24 protein-coding genes and 2 pseudogenes are annotated in these 24,710 nt (G+C 53.5%); all 26 read left to right on the top strand.

Annotation, left to right across the window (positions count from 1 at the left end; translation table 11 throughout):
- The first annotated feature begins 57 nt into the window (after window positions 1-57).
- The 26 genes and pseudogenes from L2Y28_RS25165 (at window position 58) to L2Y28_RS25040 (ending at window position 24,702) form a co-directional block, all read left to right on the top strand.
- Window positions 58-761: pseudogene (locus L2Y28_RS25165) on the top strand (ParB/RepB/Spo0J family partition protein).
- Window positions 761-1,429, top strand: a complete 669-nt coding sequence (locus L2Y28_RS25160) for a ParB/Srx family N-terminal domain-containing protein (protein WP_000164561.1) — start codon at window positions 761-763, stop codon at window positions 1,427-1,429. Before L2Y28_RS25165 ends, L2Y28_RS25160 begins: the two are co-directional and overlap by 1 nt.
- The gene (locus L2Y28_RS25155; RefSeq protein ID WP_006812519.1) at window positions 1,426-2,064 is read left to right on the top strand and encodes an ATP-binding cassette domain-containing protein; all 639 of its coding nucleotides are present in this window, start codon (window positions 1,426-1,428) and stop codon (window positions 2,062-2,064) included. The genes L2Y28_RS25160 and L2Y28_RS25155 overlap by 4 nt, the downstream gene beginning before the upstream one ends.
- Entirely contained in the window at window positions 2,057-2,311 is a 255-nt protein-coding gene (locus L2Y28_RS25150; protein ID WP_022649942.1) for a hypothetical protein, read from the top strand. Before L2Y28_RS25155 ends, L2Y28_RS25150 begins: the two co-directional genes overlap by 8 nt.
- Before the next feature lie 5 nt (window positions 2,312-2,316).
- Window positions 2,317-3,207: a hypothetical protein gene (locus tag L2Y28_RS25145; protein ID WP_002211789.1), complete on the top strand. Its 891-nt coding sequence runs from the start codon at window positions 2,317-2,319 to the stop codon at window positions 3,205-3,207.
- Window positions 3,208-3,216: 9 nt separating this feature from the next.
- Complete coding sequence (locus L2Y28_RS25140; protein ID WP_000176291.1) at window positions 3,217-3,483, top strand: hypothetical protein; 267 nt, start codon at window positions 3,217-3,219, stop codon at window positions 3,481-3,483.
- A gap of 195 nt (window positions 3,484-3,678) precedes the next feature.
- Complete coding sequence (locus L2Y28_RS25135) at window positions 3,679-4,320, top strand: hypothetical protein (RefSeq protein ID WP_022649943.1); 642 nt, start codon at window positions 3,679-3,681, stop codon at window positions 4,318-4,320.
- Window positions 4,321-4,322: 2 nt separating this feature from the next.
- Window positions 4,323-5,579 carry a phage terminase large subunit gene (locus L2Y28_RS25130; protein WP_002211787.1) on the top strand — a complete coding sequence of 419 codons (1,257 nt, stop codon included), beginning with the start codon at window positions 4,323-4,325 and terminating at the stop codon, window positions 5,577-5,579.
- A gap of 33 nt (window positions 5,580-5,612) precedes the next feature.
- On the top strand, window positions 5,613-7,187 hold the full coding sequence (locus L2Y28_RS25125; protein WP_022649944.1) for a hypothetical protein: 1,575 nt from the start codon (window positions 5,613-5,615) through the stop codon (window positions 7,185-7,187).
- 22 nt (window positions 7,188-7,209) lie between these two features.
- The gene (locus L2Y28_RS25120) at window positions 7,210-8,103 is read left to right on the top strand and encodes a DUF6651 domain-containing protein (protein ID WP_022649945.1); all 894 of its coding nucleotides are present in this window, start codon (window positions 7,210-7,212) and stop codon (window positions 8,101-8,103) included.
- Between the two features lie 26 nt (window positions 8,104-8,129).
- The gene (locus tag L2Y28_RS25115) at window positions 8,130-9,005 is read left to right on the top strand and encodes a major capsid protein (RefSeq protein WP_001130336.1); all 876 of its coding nucleotides are present in this window, start codon (window positions 8,130-8,132) and stop codon (window positions 9,003-9,005) included.
- Between the two features lie 74 nt (window positions 9,006-9,079).
- A pseudogene (locus L2Y28_RS25110) lies at window positions 9,080-9,262 on the top strand (hypothetical protein); the annotation flags it as partial.
- 46 nt (window positions 9,263-9,308) lie between these two features.
- Window positions 9,309-9,743: a hypothetical protein gene (locus L2Y28_RS25105; RefSeq protein ID WP_000801184.1), complete on the top strand. Its 435-nt coding sequence runs from the start codon at window positions 9,309-9,311 to the stop codon at window positions 9,741-9,743.
- Window positions 9,743-10,576, top strand: coding sequence for a hypothetical protein (locus tag L2Y28_RS25100; protein WP_022649947.1), 834 nt, complete (start codon window positions 9,743-9,745; stop codon window positions 10,574-10,576). Before L2Y28_RS25105 ends, L2Y28_RS25100 begins: the two co-directional genes overlap by 1 nt.
- Before the next feature lie 97 nt (window positions 10,577-10,673).
- A complete protein-coding gene (locus L2Y28_RS25095; RefSeq protein ID WP_001027662.1) occupies window positions 10,674-11,018 on the top strand; it encodes a hypothetical protein in 345 nt (114 codons plus the stop codon).
- Window positions 11,009-11,482: a hypothetical protein gene (locus L2Y28_RS25090; protein ID WP_022649948.1), complete on the top strand. Its 474-nt coding sequence runs from the start codon at window positions 11,009-11,011 to the stop codon at window positions 11,480-11,482. Before L2Y28_RS25095 ends, L2Y28_RS25090 begins: the two co-directional genes overlap by 10 nt.
- 1 nt (window position 11,483) lies before the next feature.
- A complete protein-coding gene (locus L2Y28_RS25085) occupies window positions 11,484-11,867 on the top strand; it encodes a minor capsid protein (protein ID WP_000469441.1) in 384 nt (127 codons plus the stop codon).
- A 74-nt stretch (window positions 11,868-11,941) separates the two neighbouring features.
- Window positions 11,942-12,688: an Ig-like domain-containing protein gene (locus L2Y28_RS25080; RefSeq protein ID WP_022649949.1), complete on the top strand. Its 747-nt coding sequence runs from the start codon at window positions 11,942-11,944 to the stop codon at window positions 12,686-12,688.
- Between the two features lie 59 nt (window positions 12,689-12,747).
- Window positions 12,748-13,065 (top strand): hypothetical protein, encoded by a 318-nt coding sequence (locus L2Y28_RS25075; RefSeq protein ID WP_000163862.1) that lies wholly within the window; start codon window positions 12,748-12,750, stop codon window positions 13,063-13,065.
- Window positions 13,066-13,190: 125 nt separating this feature from the next.
- Window positions 13,191-13,415, top strand: a complete 225-nt coding sequence (locus tag L2Y28_RS25070; protein WP_000952684.1) for a hypothetical protein — start codon at window positions 13,191-13,193, stop codon at window positions 13,413-13,415.
- Between the two features lie 7 nt (window positions 13,416-13,422).
- Window positions 13,423-17,994, top strand: coding sequence for a tape measure protein (locus tag L2Y28_RS25065; RefSeq protein WP_022649950.1), 4,572 nt, complete (start codon window positions 13,423-13,425; stop codon window positions 17,992-17,994).
- Between the two features lie 41 nt (window positions 17,995-18,035).
- On the top strand, window positions 18,036-18,371 hold the full coding sequence (locus L2Y28_RS25060; protein WP_016051623.1) for a phage tail protein: 336 nt from the start codon (window positions 18,036-18,038) through the stop codon (window positions 18,369-18,371).
- An 89-nt stretch (window positions 18,372-18,460) separates the two neighbouring features.
- Window positions 18,461-19,159, top strand: coding sequence for a phage minor tail protein L (locus tag L2Y28_RS25055; RefSeq protein ID WP_016051624.1), 699 nt, complete (start codon window positions 18,461-18,463; stop codon window positions 19,157-19,159).
- Entirely contained in the window at window positions 19,152-19,949 is a 798-nt protein-coding gene (locus L2Y28_RS25050) for a C40 family peptidase (RefSeq protein WP_022649951.1), read from the top strand. The genes L2Y28_RS25055 and L2Y28_RS25050 overlap by 8 nt, the downstream gene beginning before the upstream one ends.
- On the top strand, window positions 19,937-20,527 hold the full coding sequence (locus L2Y28_RS25045; protein ID WP_016051626.1) for a tail assembly protein: 591 nt from the start codon (window positions 19,937-19,939) through the stop codon (window positions 20,525-20,527). The genes L2Y28_RS25050 and L2Y28_RS25045 overlap by 13 nt, the downstream gene beginning before the upstream one ends.
- A gap of 17 nt (window positions 20,528-20,544) precedes the next feature.
- Window positions 20,545-24,702, top strand: coding sequence for a phage tail protein (locus L2Y28_RS25040; protein WP_022649952.1), 4,158 nt, complete (start codon window positions 20,545-20,547; stop codon window positions 24,700-24,702).
- Window positions 24,703-24,710: the final 8 nt, after the last annotated feature.

Genomic DNA, 24,710 nt, shown 5'->3' with positions numbered 1-24,710 from the left:
ACCTCTTTCCTTCGTGCCTTTTGTATGGTAATTGGCTATTATAGTAAGTAAGTACTTATACAATGGATTGTATCAGAATTATGGATGTGAAAATTACGATTCTGCAGGTGGAAGTCGCGAACCTGCGTCCGAATCCCTGGAATACCAACTCCGTTGGGGCGCAAAACTTCGAAAAACTGAAAGGCTCTATCGAAAAATTGGGCTTTTTTAAGCCAATTCTGGCGCGGGAGCTGGACGGGGGCGTTTTTGAGATCCTCGGTGGCGAACACCGCTGGCGTGCCGCGATGGAGCAGGGCATTTCAACGGTCCCCGTCATCTCCGTGGGCAAAATTAACGACCTGGTGGCCAAACAGATGTCCCTGGTCGATAACGAGCGCTACGGCGAAGACGATCAGGTCGCTTTGCAGCGCTTAATCGAAGAAATCCAGTCTGAAATCGACTACCGGTTGTCCGATATCGCCCCGTATGACGACGAAATGGCGGCAACACTCGCCAAAGCGTCCGTTATCGATCTTGAAGCGCTGGAAGCGCTCTCCCGTGGCGATGACGAGTCGGTCGATGAGGACAAACGCGAGAAAACCGAGCGAGTCGGCGCTGAACACCAGACGATGCGCTTCAAGGTGACGTTTGATGCGTCAGATCGCGTCGCCGACACCATCAAAACCATCATCAAAGAGCAGGGGATCAATACCGGTAACGAAATGGAGAACGCCGGGGAAGCCCTGGTGTGGCTGGTCGACTACTACAAGGAGCGTATGTAATGACCAAAAACTTTGAAATCGTCTATCGAAACCCGGCAGAACTCATCCCGTATGAGATGAACGCCAAAAAACATGACGAACAGCAGATCCGCGATCTGGCGGCCGCCATCAAAAAGCGCGGTTTTGACCAGCCGATCACGGTCGACAAGCACGATGTCATCATTACTGGCCACGGTCGTCGCGAGGCGGCACTTCTGGCTGGTCTGGAGCGTGTGCCGGTCATCGTTCGCGACGATCTGAGCGAAGAAGAAGTGAAGGCGAAGCGTCTGGAAGACAACCGCCTGGCCAGTATTGACTACGACGCCATCAAATTGCAGCAGGAACTGGAATCCCTGGTGCTGGGCGACGTCGAGGTCTTCGGTTTTGAAGAGCGCGAGCTGAACGTGCTTGTCGGCAGCATGACCGAAGAGATGGAAACCGGCTCTCTGGTGCTCGATCTGGGCGAAGAGACGGAACGCCAGAAAGAAGAGCACACCGAGATCAGTCGCGAAGTGGCCTCTGAAGAAGTCCGCGTCATCGACGTATTGGGCTTTAAAACGCTCCCTGCTGGCTCTGCCATTGTGGTTGGGGATTTGCTTGCCCACATGGAAGAAATCACGGGAGAGAGCGGGGTAGACGCTTTCGTGGCGTATGCGGAGAAAGTTTCTTCTGGGGAGCTGGCTGCATGAGCAAATACACCATCAACGTATCGTTTCAGACCCGCGTGAATAAAACCACGCGCACGCTGGAGATTGCCGAATCGTTCGGTCTTGGCCTGGACGAAAAAGAGTGGACGCTTTACGACAATCTGGAGCTGGAAGTGAAGCAGGGCGATGTGGTGTACATCACCGGCCAATCCGGTTCCGGTAAATCCGTTGTGCTGCGCGAGCTGCAACGCCAGATGAAGGATGAAGGGCTTTCTGTAGCCTCCATCGATGACTTTACCTTCGACAATGAGGTTAACGTCATCGACCAGCTGGGCAAAACCACCAGCGAAGCGCTGGGGCTGCTGTCTATGGCCGGATTGAATGACGCCTATCTATTCGTGCGCAAGCCATCCGAGATGTCTGACGGCCAGAAATACCGTCTCAAGATCGCCAAGCTGATCGAGTCAGGCGCCAAAGTCTGGGCAGCCGACGAATTTGGCGCTGTTCTCGACCGTGTAACCGCCCAGGTTGTGGCGTCGAACCTCCAGCGTGCCGCCCGTAAGGTTGGTGCGACGGTAATGGTGGCGACGACCCACGAAGACCTGAAGAACGCGCTGCGCCCGGATATGCAGATCACCAAGCACTACAAAGAACGCGTGAAGGTGGAATATGCCTGATTTGAAGATCGTAGAGCTGAAGCCATCGAAAGAGGCTGACAACAACAACGTTGAAGTCATCCGCCTGCTGGAAGAAGCACTCCAGTACGCCAGAGAAGGCAAAAGCCAGAGCCTGGCGCTGCTGATGATCAACAACGACGGCAATGTTCTGGATTGCTGGCATAACGGTGGGCGTCCATACGTCATGGTCGGGGCGATGGAATCGCTTCGCCTGGACTTCATCAATGCCAATATCGAGCGCAGGTGATCGACATGACAGACATCATCATCAAACGCTACCGCCCGGAAGAGTTCCCGCGTCATCTGGACTTTCTGGAGCGTATGACCGTTACCAAAGGCACGGTTGAAGACTGGCACGCGCTGAAGTCGCTGCACTACAAGACGGATGGTAAGCCGTTCGCGCCAACGTATTATCGCTGCGAACTGGACGACCGGCTGGTGGGCGTCGTGGTTATGGCTTACCCGAAACTGCTGCTGGCGCCTCGCCATCGCATGTTTCCTAAGCTGAAGCCAACCACCAATACCACCGTGGCCAACCAGTATTGGGGCCGGTACGTGAACAACAACTTTGCGGTGATCAGCCGTTCCGTTGTTGACACTCAGTACCGCGGTGTCGGCGTCTCCTATCGTATGATTAACCTGGTTAGCAGGATGCACGACCGGCCAATCATCGAGATCCAGTCGTCGATGAGCAAATACAACCCGTTCGCCATGAAAGCAGGATTCCAGTTCATCCGTCCGGAGCGTCCGAAGAGCTATGAGAGTGCGTTGCGCGTCTTCCAGCGTCATTTCCGTTCCGACCCTGGCGACAACGAAGCGATCGTCAAAGAGCTGTTCGCCATGAGTGAGTCTCGCCGCCGTCGTGCGCTGCGTGATCTGGTTGCCGACTACCACAAGAACAGTTCACTGGCCAAAGCCGGGCGTAACCGAGGCACTACCATTCAGGACATTGCCGACAGCCTGGTGGATGAAGCCAGCATCGTGAAGCTACTCAAAGATATTCATAACCTGAGCTTCACCTCACCGTTATATGGGGTGTACCGCAACCCGGATTTTGGTCGTCAGCTGCCGGACACGCTGCCACTGCTGGCATTCGACAAACAGCCTTTGAATAAACCTCTTGAAATTGCATTACCGGCATAAGGATTTGCCATGACGTTGACCGACAAACAAAAAGACATCATCAAAACCATCAATTTAGGCCATGAGCGTGGGCATCTGCTCGATCTGGACGAGCTGCTTGAAGTGCTGCCGTACAAAACGACCAAACAGAGTATGCAGTTCTCTATCCGCGCACTGGTGAAAAAGGGGCTGGTGGAGAAAGGAATGTGCCGCCAGCGCGGAGATTCCGGCTACCACCGTCGCACGCTGGGACTGACCACGTTAGGTCGTGCCCGAGCCAAATTACTGGTGATGTAAGTCGGTCTGGGAGCCAGTTTGAGAGCCTGCTTCCGTATATATAAATACTAAGTGACTTATTAAATATATACGGAAGCAGGTTCTGAATACTCCCCAGCCCGGTTTTAAACACCCAGAAAACAAATTGGTTAGGCACTGAATTAAACAAGTTGTTTAGGAGCGCAAGGATGCGCTCTGAGTGTTTTAGAGGGATCTATGACTGTAGAAAAAGACGAGAGCAAAACTCGCCTGACACCAGCTGAGTGGGCAGAAGCCGAAGCAAAGTGGACTTCCGGCGAATACACACTCTCCAAGCTGGAGGAAGAGTACGGCATTCGTCGTGAAACGCTCTCCAGACATTTCAAAAAGCGTGGATTAGAGAAAGGCGCGGACTCCGTTGGGAAGATGGTGCGCGAGTCGCTCAAATCCGACGCAGAGCTGCGTGCGAAGGCGCGTGCAGAGAAAATCGAAGAGCGCCGGACTCGTTACGACGATTGGGCATTCGCACTCGGGCGCATGGTCATGCACGAAGTTGCCACTGCCAAAAAGGATGGCAGACCTCTCGCAGCCATAGAAGATGACCTTAAAAGTCTCCAGCGAGCCAGCGGCACACTCGCTAAGTGCTTCGAAATATCCTCGAAAGCGCTCGGTATGGATCGCGCTGAGAACGAAGAAGACGAAATCCCGAACCTGGTATTTGGCGAACTTACGCCTTCCCAGGTGGCGCAGCTGCGTAAGGAAGATGATGAGCCGGATCTGATTGATGACGATCTGCTTGAGTCACTCGAAGAGGAAGCACTGAGCGAAGCAGAGGGCGATTCTGACGCGTCTGGTGATGAAAGTGATGGGAGCGTCTAACTATGGCCATCCCGTCGTCTCTGAGTCTCGTACAGCTGCATTCTGGGCAGATGCAAGTCTTTCAGTCGCCACATCGTTTCAAAGTGGTGTGTGCGGGTCGACGCTGGGGTAAATCCCGGTTGTCGATCTCCACCATCATCCGCGCGGCAGCCAAAGAGAAGAAGCAACGTGTCTGGTACGTCGCACCGACGTACCAGATGGCTCGCCAGATCTTGTGGGATGACCTGCAGGAAGTTCTGCCGCGTAAATGGGTTCGTAAGAAAAACGACACCACGATGACCATCGTGCTGAAGAACGGCTCTGAAATCGCGCTGAAAGGTGCGGATAAGCCCGATACGCTTCGTGGTGTGGCACTGCACTTTGTGGTGCTCGATGAATTTCAGGATATGAAGCCGGACACCTGGTACAAGGTACTGCGTCCGACACTGTCCTCTACCCGTGGCGGTGCGCTGATCATCGGTACGCCAAAAGGCTTCTCCGAGTTCCACAAGCTGTGGACTATCGGTCAGAACAAAGATTTGCAACGCAAAGGGCAGTGGAAGAGCTGGCAGTTCGTTACGGCTGATTCTCCGTTCGTACCGAGCGCGGAAATCGAAGCAGCGAAGAACGATATGGACCCTAAATCGTTCGCACAGGAATACCTGGCCAGCTTCGAAAACATGTCCGGACGCGTTTACTACCCGTTCGACCGCAATGTGCATGTGAAGCCACTCCAGTTCAATCCGAAACTGCCGATCTGGGTTGGTCAGGACTTCAACATCGACCCTATGTCATCGGTCATCCTGCAGCCGCAGCCAAATGGCGAGTTGTGGGCCGTGGACGAGGTTGTGCTGTTCTCTTCCAACACGGCTGAAGTGTGTGATGAGCTGGAGCGCCGTTTCTGGCGCTGGAAGTCTCAGGTCACTATCTTCCCTGACCCGGCAGGTGCGTATCGCCAGCACGCACGCGGCGAATCGGACGTCGATATCTTCAAGGAAAAAGGTTTCCTTCGAGTCGATTATCCGAAGAAGCACCCGCCGATCGCAGACCGTGTTAACGCAGTGAACCGCATGTTGATGAGTGCCTCGGGCGAAACCCGGTTGTACATCGATCCGAAGTGCAAACACCTCATCGACTCGCTGGAGAAGGTGATCTACAAGCCAGGCTCACGCGATATGGATAAGACTGGCGGCATCGAACACAGTGCGGATGCGTTGGGTTATCCGGTTCATCGTAGGTATCCGGTGAAAAATCGTGTTATTCTTGGTGGATCTAGATAGGTAAGTGCTTACCTAAGTGGAAAGGGAAATCAAATGGAATTGACTGACAAGCAAATCAAAGACCTTGTGGCACGACGCCACCCTGAATATGAGAAGAAAAAAGAACATTGGGACTTCCTCGCCAGCACCTACGCTGGCGGGCGTGCCTGGTTCAACGACAATATCTTCCGTTACTTCAAAGAGGGCGATCAGGAGTTCAAAGAGCGCCTGGAACGCGCTTATCGCTTCAACCATACGCGCGAAGTGGTAAACCTCATCAACAAATACCTCTTCAAAGAGGTCATTCACCGCAACACTGATGAAGCACCGGAGCAGATCCGCAATTTCTGGAAGCGAGCCACGCGCCAGAAAGCCTCCATCGATGCGTTTATGGCGGCTATCGATCTGCAATCATCCATTTATGGCCGTATCTGGGTTGTCGTGGACAGCACCATGAACGTCGATGTTGAGTCTGTTGCAGACGAGAAGAAAAATGATGCGCGTGCCTACGCTTACTGGATTTCGCCGCAGCAGCTGCTTGATGTTGCCTGGGATGAAGACGGCAATATGTTGTGGGCGCTGATTGTTGAAATCGCGCGCGACGACGAAGATCCGTTCACATCAACCGGGCAGGAATACCAGCGTTACCGTCTGTGGACGCAAAACGAGTGGTATCTGTTCCGTGAAGAAGTGAAGAAGGGTTCCGGAAATAGCGGTCGCCGTCAGGCCAAAGTCGTTCTGGAGGATAGCGGCCAGCATAATCTGGGCGTGGTGCCGGTGTTCCCGGTGGATTGCATTGGTGAAAGCGAGTCTCCGTATTTCAGCCCGTCGTTGATTGACGATATTGCCTATCTTGATCGCGCCGTGGCCAACTACCTGTCGAACCTTGACGCGATTATTCAGGATCAGACATTCAGCCAGCTGGCGATCCCGGTTCAGTCATTGCTGCCGGGCGATGAAAACCACACCAAAGTGCTTGAAATGGGGACAAAGCGCGTCTTCACCTTCGACTCTGAGAGCGGTAATCAGCCATTCTACCTGTCTCCGGACCCGAAACAGGCCCAGATGATTATCACCACGATTAAGACGGTGATTAACGAGATCTACCATTCCGTTGGCGTGGCAGGTGAGCGAACCAAGCAGGATAACGCACAGGGCATCGATAACTCTTCGGGCGCAGCGAAGATGTACGACTTCCAGCGCGTTAACAGTCTGCTGGTGACAAAAGCAGAGCGCCTCGAAAGGGCAGAGCGCCAGATGATGCAGCTGGCAGCGAAGTGGATGGGTGTCGAACTGGATGAAGACCACTCTCTGATCGCGTACCCGGAAAGTTTCGACATCCGCGGTCTGACTGATGAGTTTGCAGTTGCTGAAAAGCTCTCGCTGCTTCAGGCACCTGATTCCGTTCGTCGTCACCAGATGGAAATGCTCATCGAGAAAGTGTTCCCGAACATTTCTGAGGCGATGAAAAAGGAATTTGATAAAGATCTCTTGAAATTTCCTCCAAAAAATGATCTAAACACCCTTGAAAATAAGTCAGTACTTACTTATGATCGAGATACAGCCCAAGAAAGCGGGCAAGATCAACCCCGAGGGAATGGGGACTCATCTACTCAAGAGACCGAGTGATAAGTAACGAAAAGGAATTTCTATGAATCTGTGGCAAATGCTTTTGGCCCGTCGTGGCCTGATGGATGCAGCCGAAGCGCATGAGCGCGGCGGCGCTGGTGGCGGCGCTCCTGCTGGAGACAATGAGCAGGGTACGCAAGACCAAGGCAAACAGGGCGAGCAAAAAGAGCAACCGAAGGGTGACGACGAGTATGCCGGTATGACTCAGGAAGAGTTGCTGGCAGAACTACGAAAGTCCAAGAAGACCGGTGCAGACCTGCTGAAAGAGAACATGAAGCGCAAGGAGAAAGAGCGCACATTGGCCGATCAGCTGGCTCAGTACGGCGATATTGACCCGGCGCGTGCTCGCCAGCTTCTCGAAGCTGAACAAGCCGCAGAAACCGCACGCCGTGAGGCAGAGCAGGCTGAACTGGAACGTCGCGGCGAATTCGACGCTGTGAAAAAGCAGATGATCGAAGCGCACCAGGCTGAACTGGCACAGCGCGACGAACGCTACTCCGCTCTGGAGAGCGAGAACGCCGCACTGAAGGCTCAACTGGTCGAAATGACTGTTGGCGCTTCCTTCAGCGGCTCTGCCTTCCTGCGTGACAAAGTTCTGATGACTCCGGCTAAGGCTCGCGTTATCTACGGCTCTCATTTCGAAGTGGGTGAAGACGGTAGTGTTGTGGGCTTTGATAAGCCAGCCGGTCAGAAAGAACGTGCAGTTCTGGTTGACGGTGAAGGCAAACCGTTACCGTTCGAATCCGCGATTGAGCGCATTCTGCGTGCAGATCCGGAAGCTGACGCACTGTTGCGCAGCGAAGCCAAGCAGGGTGCTGGTTCCAATAGCAAACCGACCCACAAAGTAAACCAGCCGAAGAGCAAGTCGACTATGGATAAGTTGACCTCCGGTCTGGGGAAAATCGGACTCAAGTAACATCTTAAATCATAGGGAAATGAAAGATGCCATTACTGCGTGATGAAGCTGAAAAGCTGTCTAACAACGAACTTGAGCAGGGTGTGATCGAGACCATCATCGATCGCGATGACCTGTTCGCTGTTCTGCCTTTCATGAAGATTAATTCTAAGGCATACCTCTACAACCGCGAAGCTACCCTGAGCGAAGCAACCTTCATTGATGTGAACGACACCATCACCGAAGGCGCTGCAACCTTCACCGAACACGTTGCGAAGCTGCGTATCCTGGCAGGCGACGTAGACGTCGACAAATTCCTGGCGACCACTATGTCCGACACCAACAACCAGCTGGCAATCCAGGTTCGTCAGAAGGTGAAAGGTCTGGCTCGCGCATTCCGCCGCAACCTGATTCTGGGCGACTCCAGCACCAACACCAAAGCGTTCGACGGCATTCCGAAGCTGATGCACGACGATCAGAAGATCGATATCGAAGGCGCTTCCATGACCTTCTCCATGTTCGACGAGCTGGTCGACGCGGTGAAAGATCTGGGCGCAGACTGCATCATGATGCGTTCCGAGCACCTGCGTGCTTATCGCGCTCTGCTGCGTACCGTTAGCCTCGGCCCGTCCGAAATCATGATGGAAAACTTCGGCCGTCCGATGCTGTGCCACAACGGTGTACCGTTCATCGTGAACGACTTCATCCCGACTGACGCGGGCAAAGCAAGCATCTACTGCCTGCACCTGTCCGAAGAGAACGGTGTGACTGGTCTGTATGGCGGTGAAAACGCAGGTATCGTTGTTGAGAACATCGGTACTGTTCAGAACAAAGACGCAACCCGTACCCGCGTTAAGTGGTACTGCTCTCTGGCGAACAAGCACGACAAGGCTATCGCCGCGCTGACCAACGTAAAAATTTGATCAGTATGGTAGGTAAGTAATTATCTACCCTTTAAGGGTGGGCTATACGCCCACCCTTTTTGTAGGAGCGAGAAATGCCAGAACAAAAGATGAAGATCACGGAAGAGGCGTTTGCGGATTTCACGGGGCATATGTGCCGTGCCGGATTCACCAATTCCATCTCCAACGAGCCTCTGAGCGAGCGCCAGCAGAACCATCTTGCGGCTTGCTTCCGGGCAATTCCGTTCACTCAGTCTGTCACCATTACACCGGCTGCGTAACCAACACATGGGCGGCGATGACGCCCATTAAGTGAGAAGAAGAATGAAACCAGCAAAAATTCGTTTATTGGAGCCTCAGTTTTTGGGGTATACGGGCATTCTCTGCGGTATCCAGTTTGTCGACGGCATCTCGGTTGCTGAACTGCCATTCATCGATCAGCAGCGAATTTGTGCCTCCATGCGTGCCACTACCGTTGAAGGCAAAAATGTATCTCCTTCTGCCGCGTACAGCAGCCGCAATGATTTGACTGCGGACGACATTGTCGAGACGGCGGCCCCGGATATTGTGCCAATGAAACGTGGTACGGCTGAAGTGGAAGCCAAACCGGTACAACGCTTCACTCGTGAAGAGCTGGAGTCGATTGCGGACTGTGAAGGTATTGCGGGTCTGCGTCAGATCGGCAACCAGATTGGCGTGAAAGCCAAAGGTATCGTTGAAATGATCGAAGGCATCCTGAAAGCACAGGGCGGTGAGTAATGGCGCAGATCGACACGTACCGTAGCGGGGAAGCAGTTTCCCTGTCGTTTGCATTTAACGTTCTGGATATTGAGTCGGCCACGTATACCGTCAGAGATGGCGCAGGTGCGATCATCGTCGATAACGAACCTCTCGATATTACTGAGGGGCAGATGTCCATTCCGGTTGTCGTGTCGGCCGAACACAACCTGCTTTCAGATAAAGAGCGCGATCTGCGACACGTCATTGTCAAAGCGGTGGCATCCGGGCTGACGCATGAAGAGCGCAAGATGTACGTTCTGCTGAATAGCTTCGAGCTGTCAATTCCTGGCCAGTCATTCGCAACGGTCGCAGACGCCCAGATGCAAGCTATCGATATGCTGAACGGCGACACCCTGTTAGCTGATGGCGAAGGGCTGATGCGCAAACGTCTCATTGAGGCCACCAGACGCGTCAAAACGCTGCCGTTCTCAATCCGCAAAGTCCTGCGTATCGACTTCGACCGTTACGACCGCCCGCAAAACATGCTGAACGTCTATGACATTCCGTGGGGCGCTGACGGGGCATATCGTCACGATCAGATCGATTGGGAACAGATGACGCCGGATAAATTCGAAGAGTTCCCGGACTACTTCAAACTGGCATTAATGCTGGCCGTGGTTAATGAAGCCTGCGAAATCGCTAACGGTAATGACGTAGCGGCAGCCCGCGAGGACGGCATTCTGTCTGAGTCCATTGGTGAAACGACCAATATGTACCGCACCGGCAAAGCGGCAAATGTGCATGTGGCTCGCAGTACCTGGCGACTGCTGGTCAGTTACATCAATAACCGCATGATTGTTCGCCGTGCGTAACGCCAGTCGCATTATTTACTTCTGGTCGAAAGGCTCAAGACGAGCAATCGCGCCTTCGCCTGGTAATGAGTGCGGCCGCCAACCACAGGGAGAGTGCATGAACATTTCATGGCAAGCAGAGATTGCGATTTACCGTCTTGGTTCGAAGAACGTCTACGGTGAAGCGCAATTGCAGTTCGTCAGGAAGACGAACGTCGGCGTAGTTAAGTTTGAGCAAAGTAACGAGAAGTCATCGGTACGTGCGGACAGCTCCGGCAGTCGCGGTAAAGCGAATCTGGAATTGTTCGATGCTGTTCTGGTGATCCCACTTGAGGCCGCAGTGCAGCTTGATGACGTTCTCATTCTGGAGGGGCAAAAGCTGAAGGTATCCAGCGTGCATCGTCGCTGGGGACTGCGTGGGCGCCCTGGGCACCTGGAAGTAGGGGCAAACATATGGGTCTGAAGTACGACTCGCATCAGTTTAAGCGTGCTGGCGACAGGCTCAATAACAGCCAGAAAGCTTTTAAGCGTTATCTCATCCGTGACATGGAGAAGCTGGCGCGTCTGGTTGAGCGTCTGGCGCGGGCAATGGCCCCGCTGGAGACTGGCTCACTCGAAAGCGCGATCTTCGCGAGAGTGGTCAAAGAAGGCTATACCGGGCTGCGTATTGAGTTATCGGTATCTGGAGCCAAACCACGAGAAGGGCATCCGGGCGTTGAGGTTGGCGATTATGCGGAGTACATGGAGTTGGGCAAGTATCGTCTCGGCTATCTCTCCCGCATGAAGAGCGTCACCAACCCGCCAGTCGCTGGTGTGAAGCCACGAGTTGGGCCTTTGTTCCTTGAGAGAGCCGTGCAGATCAGTGAGAAACAGTTCACTCAGACGATTGCAGAAGCGGCAAGGAAAGCAGGTTTTACGAGAGGTTGATGTGTTTATTGAGGCATTTGCGAGCCTGATGCAGAAGGCGAAGATCGGTACAGTCGGCACTGACATTTTCTGTCACTACATGCCAGCCAATGTGAAGTCCGGTGTTCTGTTGGTTACTCCCAATACGGGGATCACCATTGACCATGAGTTAAAAGGCTTCTATCACGACTCTTTCACCGTCATCGTGCGTAATGCGACGATCACAAAGGCGGTGGCGAAAGCCAATAAGATCATGGACATGTTCCCGGTCGAAGAAACCGTGTCAGAGGGCGTTTACTTCCGGTTGGTTCGGCCAATGTCGATGCCGATTACTTATCCCAAAAACGAAGGTTCGCTGATTGAAGCGGGTATCCCGATTGAATTTGCGGGCTATTTGTTGAATTAATAAAATAAGTAAGTATATACTTACCATTGGCACCATGAAGGTGCTGATTTAACGGAAAAAGGAGTTTTCCAACAATGTCCAATACCCATGTAAAAAACATCAAACTTGGCGCCTGCAAAGTGTCGTTTGGTGGCGTTGATCTGGGTTACACCAAAGGCGGTGTTCAGGTTGAAGTTGCGACCGAAACTCTGAAAGTCACCGTAGACCAGTTGGGGCAGACCACCATCTCCGAGCTGGTGCAGGGTCGTAACATCACTATCACTGCGCCGCTGGCCGAGTCTGTGTTGCAGAATATGGTCGATCTGATGCCGGGTTCTACTCTGAGCGAAGAAGATAACGCTGTGACCATCACTTCCGCACAGGGCGTCAACCTGATCGACGTAGCCAAAGAGCTGGTTCTGACCCCGCAGGATACCACCGACTACGTTCTGACCATCCCGAAAGCTGCGACCGCAGGTAACTTCACCATGACCTACCAGTCTGATGATGTTCGCGTGTTCTCCGTTCAGTTCACCGCTTACCCGGATGACGACGGCGTGCTGGGGAAAATGAGCGGCCCAAAGCCGGTTAAAACCGTCTCTATCTCTCCGGAATCTCCGGAAGTTAAAGCCGGTGAGACCGTGCAGCTGACTGCCCAGATCACCCCTGCAGATGCCGGCGATAAAACCGGTGTGTGGGAATCCGACAATCAGGAGAAAGCAACCGTTGACCAGACTGGTCTGGTTCGCGGAGTAGCTGAAGGTTCGGCAAATATCTCCTTTACCAGCAATAGCGGCGGCAAGAAAACGACCAAAGCAGTAACGGTTAATTCTGCCGAATAATCGCGACGTAACTAAGCAGAGGCTCAGGAAGAGCCTCTCTTTCAAAAGGACTTTAACCAATGACCAAATTACTCGATCTCGACTCCATTCTGCCGCCGAAGAAAAGCATCAAGTTCGGCGGCCAGGAATATCCCATCGTTGAAATGACTGTTGGCCTGTTCGTCTCCATCAAGCAGATGGAAGGCAAAGACCTCCAGAACATGTCGCCTGTTGAGCAGGTTACTGCTTACGCCGACCTGGTTCGCAAGGTCATCCCATCCGTGCCGGACGCTGTACTGGAAAAACTGACTGTTCCGCAGCTCCAGCAGATCTTCACCTTCGCTATGGAAGTGATTGATGAAGAGAACGAAAAAGCGGCTGGTGAAGGGGCAAAGTAATTTCCCGCGATGAATCCGGGGTAAAGACCGTATCGATAGATCTCGGATTCTATTTCAGTCGTGTAGTTGCTCACTACGCCGTGTCGCCATTAGAGCTGCTGGGCGTCCCTCTAACGATGTTCTGGATGCTCAGCCGCAACATCGACCGTCTGCGTGCGGAAGAGGATGTCCGCAACCTGCAAGTCGCTCGCGCTGCTCAGGCAGATGGCGAGGGCGTGAAGGCGTTCATGGAGGGTTTGCAACTCAGGATTGGAAGACCAGTCGTAACCGATAAAGTCTACGATCCTCGCAAGGATAAGGCAGACCCTGACGCCAAAGAGCAACTGATGCAAATTTTTGGCAGAGGATGACAAGGGAATGTCACAAAACGTAGAGTTTATCCTGTCGCTGGAAGACAAGCAGTTTACAGCGTCAATCGACCGGGCGGGTAAGCTACTTACCAGATTCGGGGAGCAGGCCACAAAGCCAGCTCAGAAAATTAACAATCTGGAACGCTCGTTGGGTTCGGTCTCCCGCATCATCGGCGTTCTGGAGTCCAAGCTCGATGCCACGGCAGACAAACTACAGGATGTAGCTGCCGGCTTCGAGCTTGTGTCTGATGTTTCGCGCAAGACGCGAGGCAACATTACCAGCCTCAACTCAGGTCTCAAAACCCTGATTGAGCGCGTCGACACAACCACCTCATCCGTTAATAAGCTCACCACATCGCTGCGCAAGGTTCAGTCTGAACTCAACGAGTTTTCCGATTGGGCAACGTTCGCTGGCAAGAGCGCCAGCCGCTTCGGTACGGAGGTAAAAGAAGCCTCTTCCTCCGTGAGTGGCATGAATACGCGCCTTAACACCACGACGAAGCGTCTCAGTAATTGGGGTGTCACAACGAGCCAGGCTGCCGAGGGGCTGAAGAAAGTCCGCGATCAGATGGATGCCGTGATTGGCCGCCAGCAACTGATCAGCAAGCCGGTACGTGTACGCACCAGCGGCTACGGTGATGGCGGTGGTGGTCGACACAGCGGTTCCTATGGCCACGGCGGGCGTGGTGCTGAAAGTGGTGTGTTCTCTGGTCTGCGCGGCAACATTTTCTTGCTTGGCGAGATTGGTGATGCGGCAAGAACGGTAACTGACATCCTGTTCGGCTGGCAGAAGCCAATCATCGAAGCCGCCTCCGAAATGGAGCGTATGCGTGTCATGTTGCGCGGGCTGAACAAGGACAAGGCCAACCCTGGCAAAGCAGCCGCAGAGGATATGCAGTACATCGTGGATATGGCGCAAAACGCCCCGTTTGCGATGCAGGCTCTGACCGATTCCTTCGTTAAATTCCGCTCGGCAGGTCTCGATCCTACTGACGGGTCGCTGAAAGCACTGGTGGACTCCGTTGCACGCTTCGGCGGCGATAGCGAACTGCTTAAACGTGCTGCCGTGGCTGTCCAGCAGATGTCCGGTAAGGGCGTCGTGTCGATGGAAGAACTGCGTCAGCAATTAGGTGAAGCCGTTCCTAACGCGATGAAAGCGATGGCAGACGCTGCCGGTATCACTATGGGGGAACTGACCAAAGCAGTCTCCACCGGTACTGTGGAAGCGAAACAGGCGCTATCGCTGATGTTCGTTGGTCTGCGTGCGGAGAACGAAAACGCCGCCAAAGACATGATGCAAACCTACACTGGTGCGCTGGCGCAATTGCAAACCTCCTTTACGCTGTTTGCCGATCGTGTCGGTCAGGCGGGCTATCTGGATTCTCTCACAAAGGGGATGAAAGAGCTTGCTTCCATCATGAACAGCGCTGAAGGCATTTCGTTCGCTAACTCGCTGGGTTCCGGACTCTCCACGGCGATCGACGGCTTACGCGAGCTGGCGCAGTGGCTGGCTAAAAACCAGGAGCTGGTTATCAGCCTGGGCAAAGTTGTTGCTGCGATGGTGGCGTTCAAGCTGATGCGTGCCGGGATTGCAGGTGTGATCGGTACTGCCGGGCAAATGGTTAACACATTTACCAAGATGTCGACCGTTCTCCAGGCTCCGTTCAATCTGGGCGCGACAGCGGTCACCCGCTTTAATCGTGCGGCTCGTATGGGGCTGGCTCCAATCCCATCGCTGATCTTCGCTATCCGTGGCGCGATTACGGGGCTTCAGGGCGCGTTTGCTGGGCTAACTGCGTTCATTGCAGCAAACCCCATTGGTGCAGCGTTCACCGTAGCTACCGTGGCTGTAGCCGGTCTTATCACGTATATGACCATGCTCCGCAGCGAAACGTCCAAAGTTGTGGACGAGATCCGCAAAATCCCGGAGGCGATGACTGCGGCCAAGCGTGCGCAGATGGCAGCGCGTGCAGCCGAGCTTGAAAAACAGATCCAGCGAGACCAGCAGGCGCTTAAAACCGGTGAAAGCGTGAACTACTACTCCACAGCGGCTGGCCCTGTCGCCGTGAAGGAGTCCAAAGAGGTTGTTGAGGCTCGCCTGAAGAAAAATCAGGAAGAGTACGAAAGAACCACAGGCACGATGGCGCTGGGTGATGGCGCGGTGGCCAAACGGCTGGCAAAAGAGGCTGCTGAATCCCAGATTGAGAAAATCCGGGCAGATAACCAGGTCTTCTCTGCAACGTTTGTGAAAGCCCGTCAGGAGGCTCTGGATAAGATCCAGAAAATCAACGACGACAAATCGCTTTCGGACGACGAGAAGAACAAGCTGCTCGCACCGCTTCGCGAGAAGGTGAACAAGTCCTATCTGGAACCGGCGCAGAAGCTGGTCGACGACCTGTCTTCTCGCAAAAACGCAACCGAGAAGCAAATTGCCCACTTCAGCGACATGCTGGAGAAAGCGAAGAAAGAGGGGAACACCGAGCAGGTTCAGAAGCTACAAGGCAGCATCCGTGGGTATCAGGAGCATCTTGAAGCTGTTGCTCAGGAGCTGACTCAGGCGGAGTTCGAGCGTGATAGCGCGGCGAAAACCGGTAAGGGCGTAATGTCCAACCAGGGAACCGTTCTAGGGCTGGGAACGACCGATAAAGCGGCTCAGAAAGCACTGGCGCAGTATATGCGGAACCAGATGGACTCCGCGACCTACCAGCGCACACTGCCAGACGGTACGGCGATGCTGGACTTCGAAGGCAAGCCGATCATCGGGCCGAAACAGCTCAAAACCCAGTTGAACCTGCAGAAAGCCTCCAGCGCCAGCTCTCTGGAGAAAATGAGCGACGAGGAACGTGCTGCCGCGATCGCCGCACTGACCAAAGCGCGTGAGCAGGACGCCGCAGCAGCGGAAAAAGCCGGGCAGCGTACTGCCAATGCTTCTCAGCGTGTCGCTAGGAAGGAAGAAAATGCGCAGCGTAAGCTGGCGGCCGGCTACCAGAAAGCCCTGGATAAAGCCGATCAGCTTATGGGGCAGATGGGTGAAAGCTCAAAAGCGACCGTGTCGTTTGATCAGTCTCTCCGCGATACCACCAAATCGCTGACCGAACTGGCCAACGCCGTACCGAATGAGTTCATCACTCAGGAGATGATCGACAAAGCCAAGTCACGCCTGGCTGACCTGGCTAACGCGAGCGACGACTATCGCGAGATGTTCAACCGCCGCAACGTCGAGCAGATGATCTCCACCTGGGCGCCGGAATCCGATTCCATCATCAGCGCGGGTTACAAGCCGTCTCGTGAAGAGAAGGTGGCCGATTTCAACGACACCTACAACCGTAACCTGAAAGCGTTGATGGATCTGCGTGACCAGGCTTCTGATCCGAAAATCGTGGCGCTTTACACCAAGCAGATTAACCAGCTGGTGGCGGCAGGCAACACCGCTCTCATCAAAGAGACGGGTACGGCGACACAGAAGCTGGCGCTTGAGTACGAGAATCTGGCCGATCAGCTGGAAAATAGCTGGAGCAACCTGTTCAGCAACATGACGGATACGCTGACCGACTTCGTCATGAAGGGGAAAATGGACTTCTCCAGCCTGGCAGAATCCATCCTCCGCGACATCACCAACATGGTTGTGAAGACGCAGATCACCCTGCCTCTCATGAACATGCTGGGGATGGGAACGACGGCAGCGGGCAGCTCTCAGAGCGGCAATCTGCTTTCTGGTGTCGCATCAGCGGTTACCAACCAGGGCGTCCGGATGAATGCGGTCAACGGCGATAAGAGCGTGGGTGAGGCGACGAAAGAGACCTCCAGCTCGGTCTCCGGTCTGGGGCAGACCACTCAGCAGACGACCAGCGCGATTGGCTCTGCAACCAACGCGATCGGCAGCTGGGTGAATGGACTGTTCACCAGCACTGAAGCCAAAGACGCGGAAACCAAAGCGGTGAAGACATCCATCTTCTCCATGCAGAACCTTAGCTCTGTCACGGGGGCGCTTTCTGCCGCGTTTGCCATGCTGGGAGCAAACATGTCCGGCTCTGGCAATAAGTGGTTGAGCTTCGGCGCCACCATTGCCTCCGGGCTTGTGTCTGCCTGGGCTGGTGGTGGCTTCGACAACATCGGATCGGGTTCCTCCGGCTCTAACTCCGGGTTCAACAATCTCACCGGATCGGCATCTGATGGTACTGGCGGCATCCCGGCAATTCCGAAGTTCGCCAAAGGCGGCATTTTCGGGAAAGACGGCGTGGTTCCGCTGCGTGCGTACCAGAAAGGTGGCATCGCTGACTCTCCACAGCTGGCGCTGTTTGGTGAAGGGGATATGAACGAAGCCTACGTTCCGCTTCCGGATGGGCGTTCCATCCCGGTTACGCTCAACGCAGAGGGTGTTAAAGGCGGCGGTGGCGGCGTTTTCTCACCTGTCAGCATTGAGATCAACGTCAACAGCGACGGCAGTGTCTCGGAGAACAGCAATTCCGAAGGCGCATGGAGTCAGGCAGCGCAGCGCATGAAGGCGATCGCGCTTGAAACCATCGCTCAGGAGAAGCGGCCAGGCGGTTCGCTCAACCCTAACTCTCAACGTAACTAACCACGGCTGACCCGGAAGGGGCAGTCTCACAAGGATGTGAGATGGAAAGACTGACTTTTAACTGGTATCCCGACTACGAGTCGGAAAAGACCGTGAAGCCTAACGTGGCGGTTCTGAATTTCGGTGACGATTACGAACAGCGCCAGGCCAAAGGTCTCAATCGCATCAAAGAAGAGTGGAGCCTGACATTTACGCGCTCTTACGACGTCATCAATGCCGTCGATGACTTTCTGACGGCACGCGCGGCCGTTGAGTCGTTCTACTGGACGAACCCTCGTGGCAAAAAGATTGTTGTGGTGTGCGACAGCCATACGGTCAAACGTTACCAGGGCTATCAGGTTCTCACTGCGACCTTCAGACAAATTTATGAAGGATAATTTAACCTACTAGATAAGTAGGCACTTATTTACTATTATTTATAGGCGCTGACAGGATGTTGGCGCCTCTTTATTTCAAGGAAGAAACGATGGGTATTAAAGCTGATATTCAGAGCTTGTCGCCCTCCGCGCTCATTGAGTTGTTCGAACTTGATATGTCGAACACCACCTCTGGGGGCAAGCTGTTTTTCCACGCCGGCACAAACGAACTGATGGAGCCAGTCGTTTGGCAGGGTGTGTCCTACGAACCGTGGCCAATCAAAGCGTCAGGCTTTGATAAGACTGGTCAGGGTACTTTGCCGCGTCCAAAAATCCAGGTCTCCAACTTTGCCGGAACTGTCTCCGCTGAAGTTCAGGCAAACGACGATCTGGTGGGTTGCCGCATCATCCGCAAGATGACGCTGGCGCGTTTTCTCGATGCGGCCAACTTCAAAGACGGGAATCCAACCGCAGATCCAAATCAGCACTTCCCGGATGAGATGTGGTTCATCGAACAGAAGACTCTCGAAACCCATGAGGTCGTCGAGTTTGAGCTGTCGAGTGTGTTCGATCTGATGGGCGTGCAGCTGCCGTACCGCCAGATCATCAAAAACACCTGCCCGTGGAAATACCGCGGCCCAGAGTGCGGCTACACCGGCCCATATTTCGACAAAAACAACCAGCAAACCACCATGTCAGGCGCGGATTACTGCACGAAACGCTACGACTCATGCAACGCTCGCCGTAACTACTTTGCCAATGGCGTAATCCACTTTGGCGGGTTCATCGGAGCAACACGTTATGGGTAATAAAGTGCTCCCTGAGCTTGGCTCGGACGTTATGCAACAAATCTATCTGACAGCCATCAAACGCTACCCGAACGAAGCGTGTGGCTTTCTGGTGCGCACCACTGGCGAGAAATATCGCTTCATTGAAGCCCGGAACGTGTCGGAGTACCCGGAAAACACGTTTGTTATGCACGCTGACGACATTATCGCTGCGGAAGATGCGGGGGACGTGGTTGCCATCTGGCACTCCCACACTGACGAATCAGCTGATGCGTCAGACGCCGACCGAGCCGGATGTGAGGCAACGGAAGTTCCGTGGTTGATTCTGGCTGTTCGGAAGAATGTCGAGGGCGATGCGCCATTTCACTTCAGTGAGATGAATGTGATCACCCCAGACGGCTTTGAGATGCCTTATCTGGGGAGACCCTATGTGTTCGGTGTCTTCGACTGCTGGATGCTTTGCCGCGACTATCTCAAGCGCGAGTTTGGTGTTGAGCTGAATCCGAATGCGCACCTGCATATCCCGTCATGGTACACGGGCGACAACGACATTCTCGACCAGAACTATCGAAATGAAGGGCTGGTGCGTCTTGCGCCAGGGACGGAACCGCAGCGCGGCGATGTCTTCTTCATCCAGTACGGAAAAATGCCTGACCACTGCGCGGTGTATATCGGAGACGGCATGATCCTGCATCACCAGATCGACCGCCTGAGTTGTCGCGCTTATTACGGTGGCATGTACCAGAAACACACGACGCACCACCTGCGTCACAGAGACTTACTCAAGGGAGATGAGACGTGTCTGAGTTAGTTCATGTGCAACTTGGCGGCCCTATGGCCAAACACTTCGGTCGTCACTGGCATTTGAAGGTTCGCAACACCAAGCAGGCTCTGGATTTGATTGAGGCTAATCGCCCCGGATTCAAAGCCTGGATGAAGCGAAACCTCAAAACCTACGACAAATACCACATCCAGATCACCAACAAGCAGGGCCACAAATGGTCGGTCGACGAAGGTGAGTACCAGATGATGGGGCAGTCCGACAACATCGCGAAGATCCGAATTACGCCAGTTCCTCGCGGTAGTGGCGGCTCTGCGTTTGGTTGGTTTCAGACGGTGGTGGGTGCTGTTTTGATGGTCGCCTCCATCTGGGTTCCAGCCCTGGCTCCGCTCGGTTTGTCATTAATGATGGGCGGCGTCGCGCAACTCATTTCGCCACAGGCGACGAACGACAGTGTGAGACAGGCGGATAACTCCGACTCGTTCTATTTCGATGGGCCGCAGAACACCACTAACCAGGGAAACCCGGTGCAGCTCATCTATGGAGAGGAAATTTTGGTTGGCTCGCAGGTTGTGAGTTCTTCTATCACCATCGACCAGCTTATGTAATAAGGGATTTTTTGAACATGGAACAGTTCAAGAAGAAAAGGTTGCCTCTCCTGATCGCAGGTGCAGGCGGCAAGAAAAGCAGCAGCTCCAGCCGCACGCCGGTTGAAGCCGATGATACCGTTAACTCGCGTGCTATGGCGTCTATCCTCGACTTGCTCGGGGAAGGCGTTATTGGTGGTCTGGTTGACGGTGCAAAATCGATTTTCATCGATGATCTGCCGATCCTCAATGAAGACGGCTCGGCCAACTATAGCGGCATTACATGGGATTTTCGCGACGGTTCGCAAGACCAGACGCCTATGGCTGGCTTTGATTTTGTTGAAACGCCCAAATCCATCAACATTCAGCTGAAAAAGACACATGAGGTGACAGTCTCCATCGATAACGATGAAGCTGACCGCGTTCGCGTCATCCTCAAATTTCCCTCTCTGCGTAGCGTGGATAAGAAATCGGGTGACACCAACGGCACAACAGTCAAATACAAGTTTCAGATCGCCAATGGCGATGGAACATTTGCTGATGTAGTTGCTGAAGGCGAGAAAAGTGTTGAAGTTGCCCTGACAGCGAAGAAGACAGGTGTTTACTACCGCAGCTACGAACTCAAACTGCCGAAACCTGGCCGCGCATATAAGGTTCGTGTCATACGCCTAACCGACGACAGCAAAACTCAGTATCTCTATAACGATACGTGGGTGGACTCCATCGGTGAGATCGTCGATACGCCAATGAACTATCCGAACTCTGCGCTTGTTGGACTCAAGGTTAACTCAGAGCAGTTCGGCAGCTCTATGCCTTCTCGTTCGTATCTGGTGCGTGGTTTGAAAATCCGCGTGCCGTCAAACTACAACGAGAACACCAATACCTATGTTGGTGTTTGGGACGGTACGTTTAAGCTGCTGTCATCTTCTAACCCAGCCTGGATTCTCTTCGACGTTCTGACCAACGCCCGATATGGCCTTGGGCAGTTTGTCTCTGAGTCCATGATTGATCTTGGACAGATGTATCAGATCGGTCGCTATTGCGACGAAGAGGTCGACGATGGTTTCGGCGGCAAGGAGAAGCGTTTCGCCATCAACACCCAGATAACCAGCCGGCAGGATGCTTATCGACTGATTCAGGATATCGCTGGCGCCTTCCGCGGTATGGTCTTCTGGGCTGGTGGAATGGTCAACGTCATGCAGGACAGTCCGTCAGACCCGGTCATGATGTTTACCAACGCAAACGTCAAAGATGGCCTGTTCAGCTATAAAGGTTCAGCTCGCAAAGATCGTCCTTCCGTTGCGCTTGTCACCTACAACAATAAAGAAGACGGCTACAAGCAGAACATCGAGTACGTCGAAGACCAGGAGGCGATGCGCCGTTATGGCGAGCGCAAAACTGAAGTGGTTGCGTTCGGTTGTACCAGCCGTGGACAGGCGCATCGTGTCGGTTTGTGGTTGCTGTATACCGCTCGCATGGAGTCTGACGTTATCACCTTTACTGCAGGTCTCGATGCTTCGTTCTTGATGCCTGGTGAAACCGTGCTAATCCAGAACAAGTACCGTTCGGGCAAGCGCAACTCCGGTCGCATTATGTCCTTTAACAAGAGCAGCATTACATTAGACGCACCAGTATCGTTGAAGAAAAGCGGCAGCTACATTCGCATCTTGAACCAGGAAGGCAAGATCGTCGAACGCGACATTCTGGAGACGGGGGAGAATATCACTAAAGTGACGTTCTCGAAGTCTCTGGCATCCGGCGAAATGCCAGTAATGAATGGCATCTGGACTATCACCGAACCAGACCTGGAGCCAATGCGAGTACGCGTTATCAACGTTGCACAGGGTGATGCGCAAGGGTCTTTCGATGTGACGGTCGTCCAGAATAACCCTTCGAAGTACGAAGCGATAGACAATGGGGCGACGCTGATTCCGGAGAACAACACCGTTCTCGATCCAACATACTCGAAGCCGACAAACCTGCAGGTGACGGAAGGAACGTATATTTCCAGCCCAGGCAACCTTTCCATCAAGCTTATTGCGACCTGGGAAGGTAAGTCTGCTGAGTATTGGATCAGTTGGCGTCGCTCGGACGAGAACAACGTTTCTAACTGGCAGTCCGCGCGTGTCACTGAAGAGCAGTACGAAATCATCAATATTGCCGAGAACGGCCAATATGATATCCAGCTTTATGCTGTGTCATTCAGCGGCAAAAAGACTGAGATCATCAGTACAGTCTATAAAGTTCAGGGAACGATGACACCGCCAGGCGCACCGACTGCGTTGACGGCCGTGGGTGACTATCGCAACGTGATTCTGAATTGGGTTAACCCTGATTCAATCGATCTCGACCACATCAACGTGTATGCGTCACAGACCAACGACCTGGACACCGCAAAACTGATTGCCGAGGCCGCCAGTACTACTTTCACCCATGCAGGTCTGGGAGATAGCGAAACGTGGTTCTATTGGGTTCGCGCGGCAAATAAGAGAGGCATGTTGAGTCCGCCGAACTCCAATTTGGGTACCGAGGCGATGACAAAGGATGTTCTCTCATTCCTGACAGGGAAAATCACATCTTCTGAGTTGGGACAGGAGTTGCTTGAGGAAATCGACTCTAAGGTTTCTCAGGAGGCTGTTGATTCTATCTATCAGCAGATGGAGGAAAGCCTCAAAGATCTCGATGACAAGTTGACGGCGGCAGATCAGAGACTAGAAGAAGCGCAAAACGGGCTTAAAACGGAAGTGTCCGGCACTTTGGATAAGGTCAATGACGCTCTGCAACAGGTTGAAGATTCCAATGCGGCTTTAGTTGAGTTACAGGAAACTGTATCCGAGCAGGGCAAAGCCGTAGCTGGCGCGGTCGAAGCAGCTCATGCAGCACTCGATAATGCTTCTGCATTGATTGCCGAAGAACGTGAGGCCCGAGTAGAAGGCGATATGGCGAACGCCAAACAGATTGAGGCGATGAAGTCTTCTGTTGACGATAGCGTTGCTGCTGTTGAAGAGATGAAGAAAACTGTGGCCGAAGTCGAGCGAGCCAGCGCGGAAGTAACCACCAATATTGAGGCATTGGCCAAAACCAATATCGATCTCGCTCTGCGTCAGGATGAAGACCAGCACAAGCAGATGGTCAATAACGCGAAGATCGCAACCACTCAGAAGACGTTTGCCGACGATATGTCTGCAATGGCCTCGAAAGTGGAAGAGATCCGCGCAGAAATTGGTGAAGATATTCGCGCTTCTATCACTGAAGAAACGACGGCTCGTGTTGAGGCTGATAAGGCTATTGCGACCCAAATAACCAAGCTTGAAGCTCAGATTAACGACGATATCGCTGCGGCAATTGTGACCGAACAAGAGGCTCGTGCAACGGCGGATGAGTCGTTGTCGAAGCAGATCACAACATTGCAAGCGAAGGTTGAGGGAGATATCAGCGCGGCGCTGGCCGAAGAGCAGATTGCAAGAGCGACCGCCGACGAATCGTTGGCACAACAAATCACAACACTAAAGGCCCAAACAGGTGCCGACATTAAGGCGGCTGTTGCGGAAGAAACGAAAGCCAGAACCGATGCCGACTCTGCGCTGGCAGGGCAAATCACCAATTTGCAGGCTCAGACAGGAAAAGATATCAGTGCCGCTATTACTTCTGAAGCAACCGCACGCGCGGAAGCCGATAAAGCACTAGGTGGTCGTATTGATACGATTAAGGCTGAAGTAGATGGCAACTCGGCCACTATCCAGCAGCAGGCCCAGGCAATTGCCGATACCAACAAAAAGGTTTCGACAGCGTGGACGCTTAAAATGGAGACCTCCACGAGCGGTGGCCAGAAATATGTTGCCGGTATCGCGCTGGGCATTGATAGCACAGGTCTTTCTCAGTTCCTTGTTCAAGCAGACCGCTTTGGTCTTGTGAACTCGGTTAACGGGAAAATCACCACACCGTTTGTGGTCGAAAACAGCGTTGCTTACATGAACGGCGCTTTTATCAAGGATGGAACAATCACCAACGCCAAAGTTGGCGACCTACAGTCCACCAACTTTATCTCTGGCCGTTCAGGATGGCGCTTTGGGAAAAATGGCGTGCTGGAGATCAACGGCAATAGTGGCGGTAACGGTCGTCTGGTCATCAACGGCCAGCGTATCGATGTCTATGACGACAACAACGTTCTCCGGGTGAGGATTGGGCTTCTTTGACAGTAGAA

Source organism: Enterobacter sp. JH25 (assembly GCF_021725435.1).
Lineage (GTDB): Bacteria > Pseudomonadota > Gammaproteobacteria > Enterobacterales > Enterobacteriaceae > Enterobacter > Enterobacter intestinihominis.
This window is presented reverse-complemented; position numbering and strand designations above follow the sequence as displayed.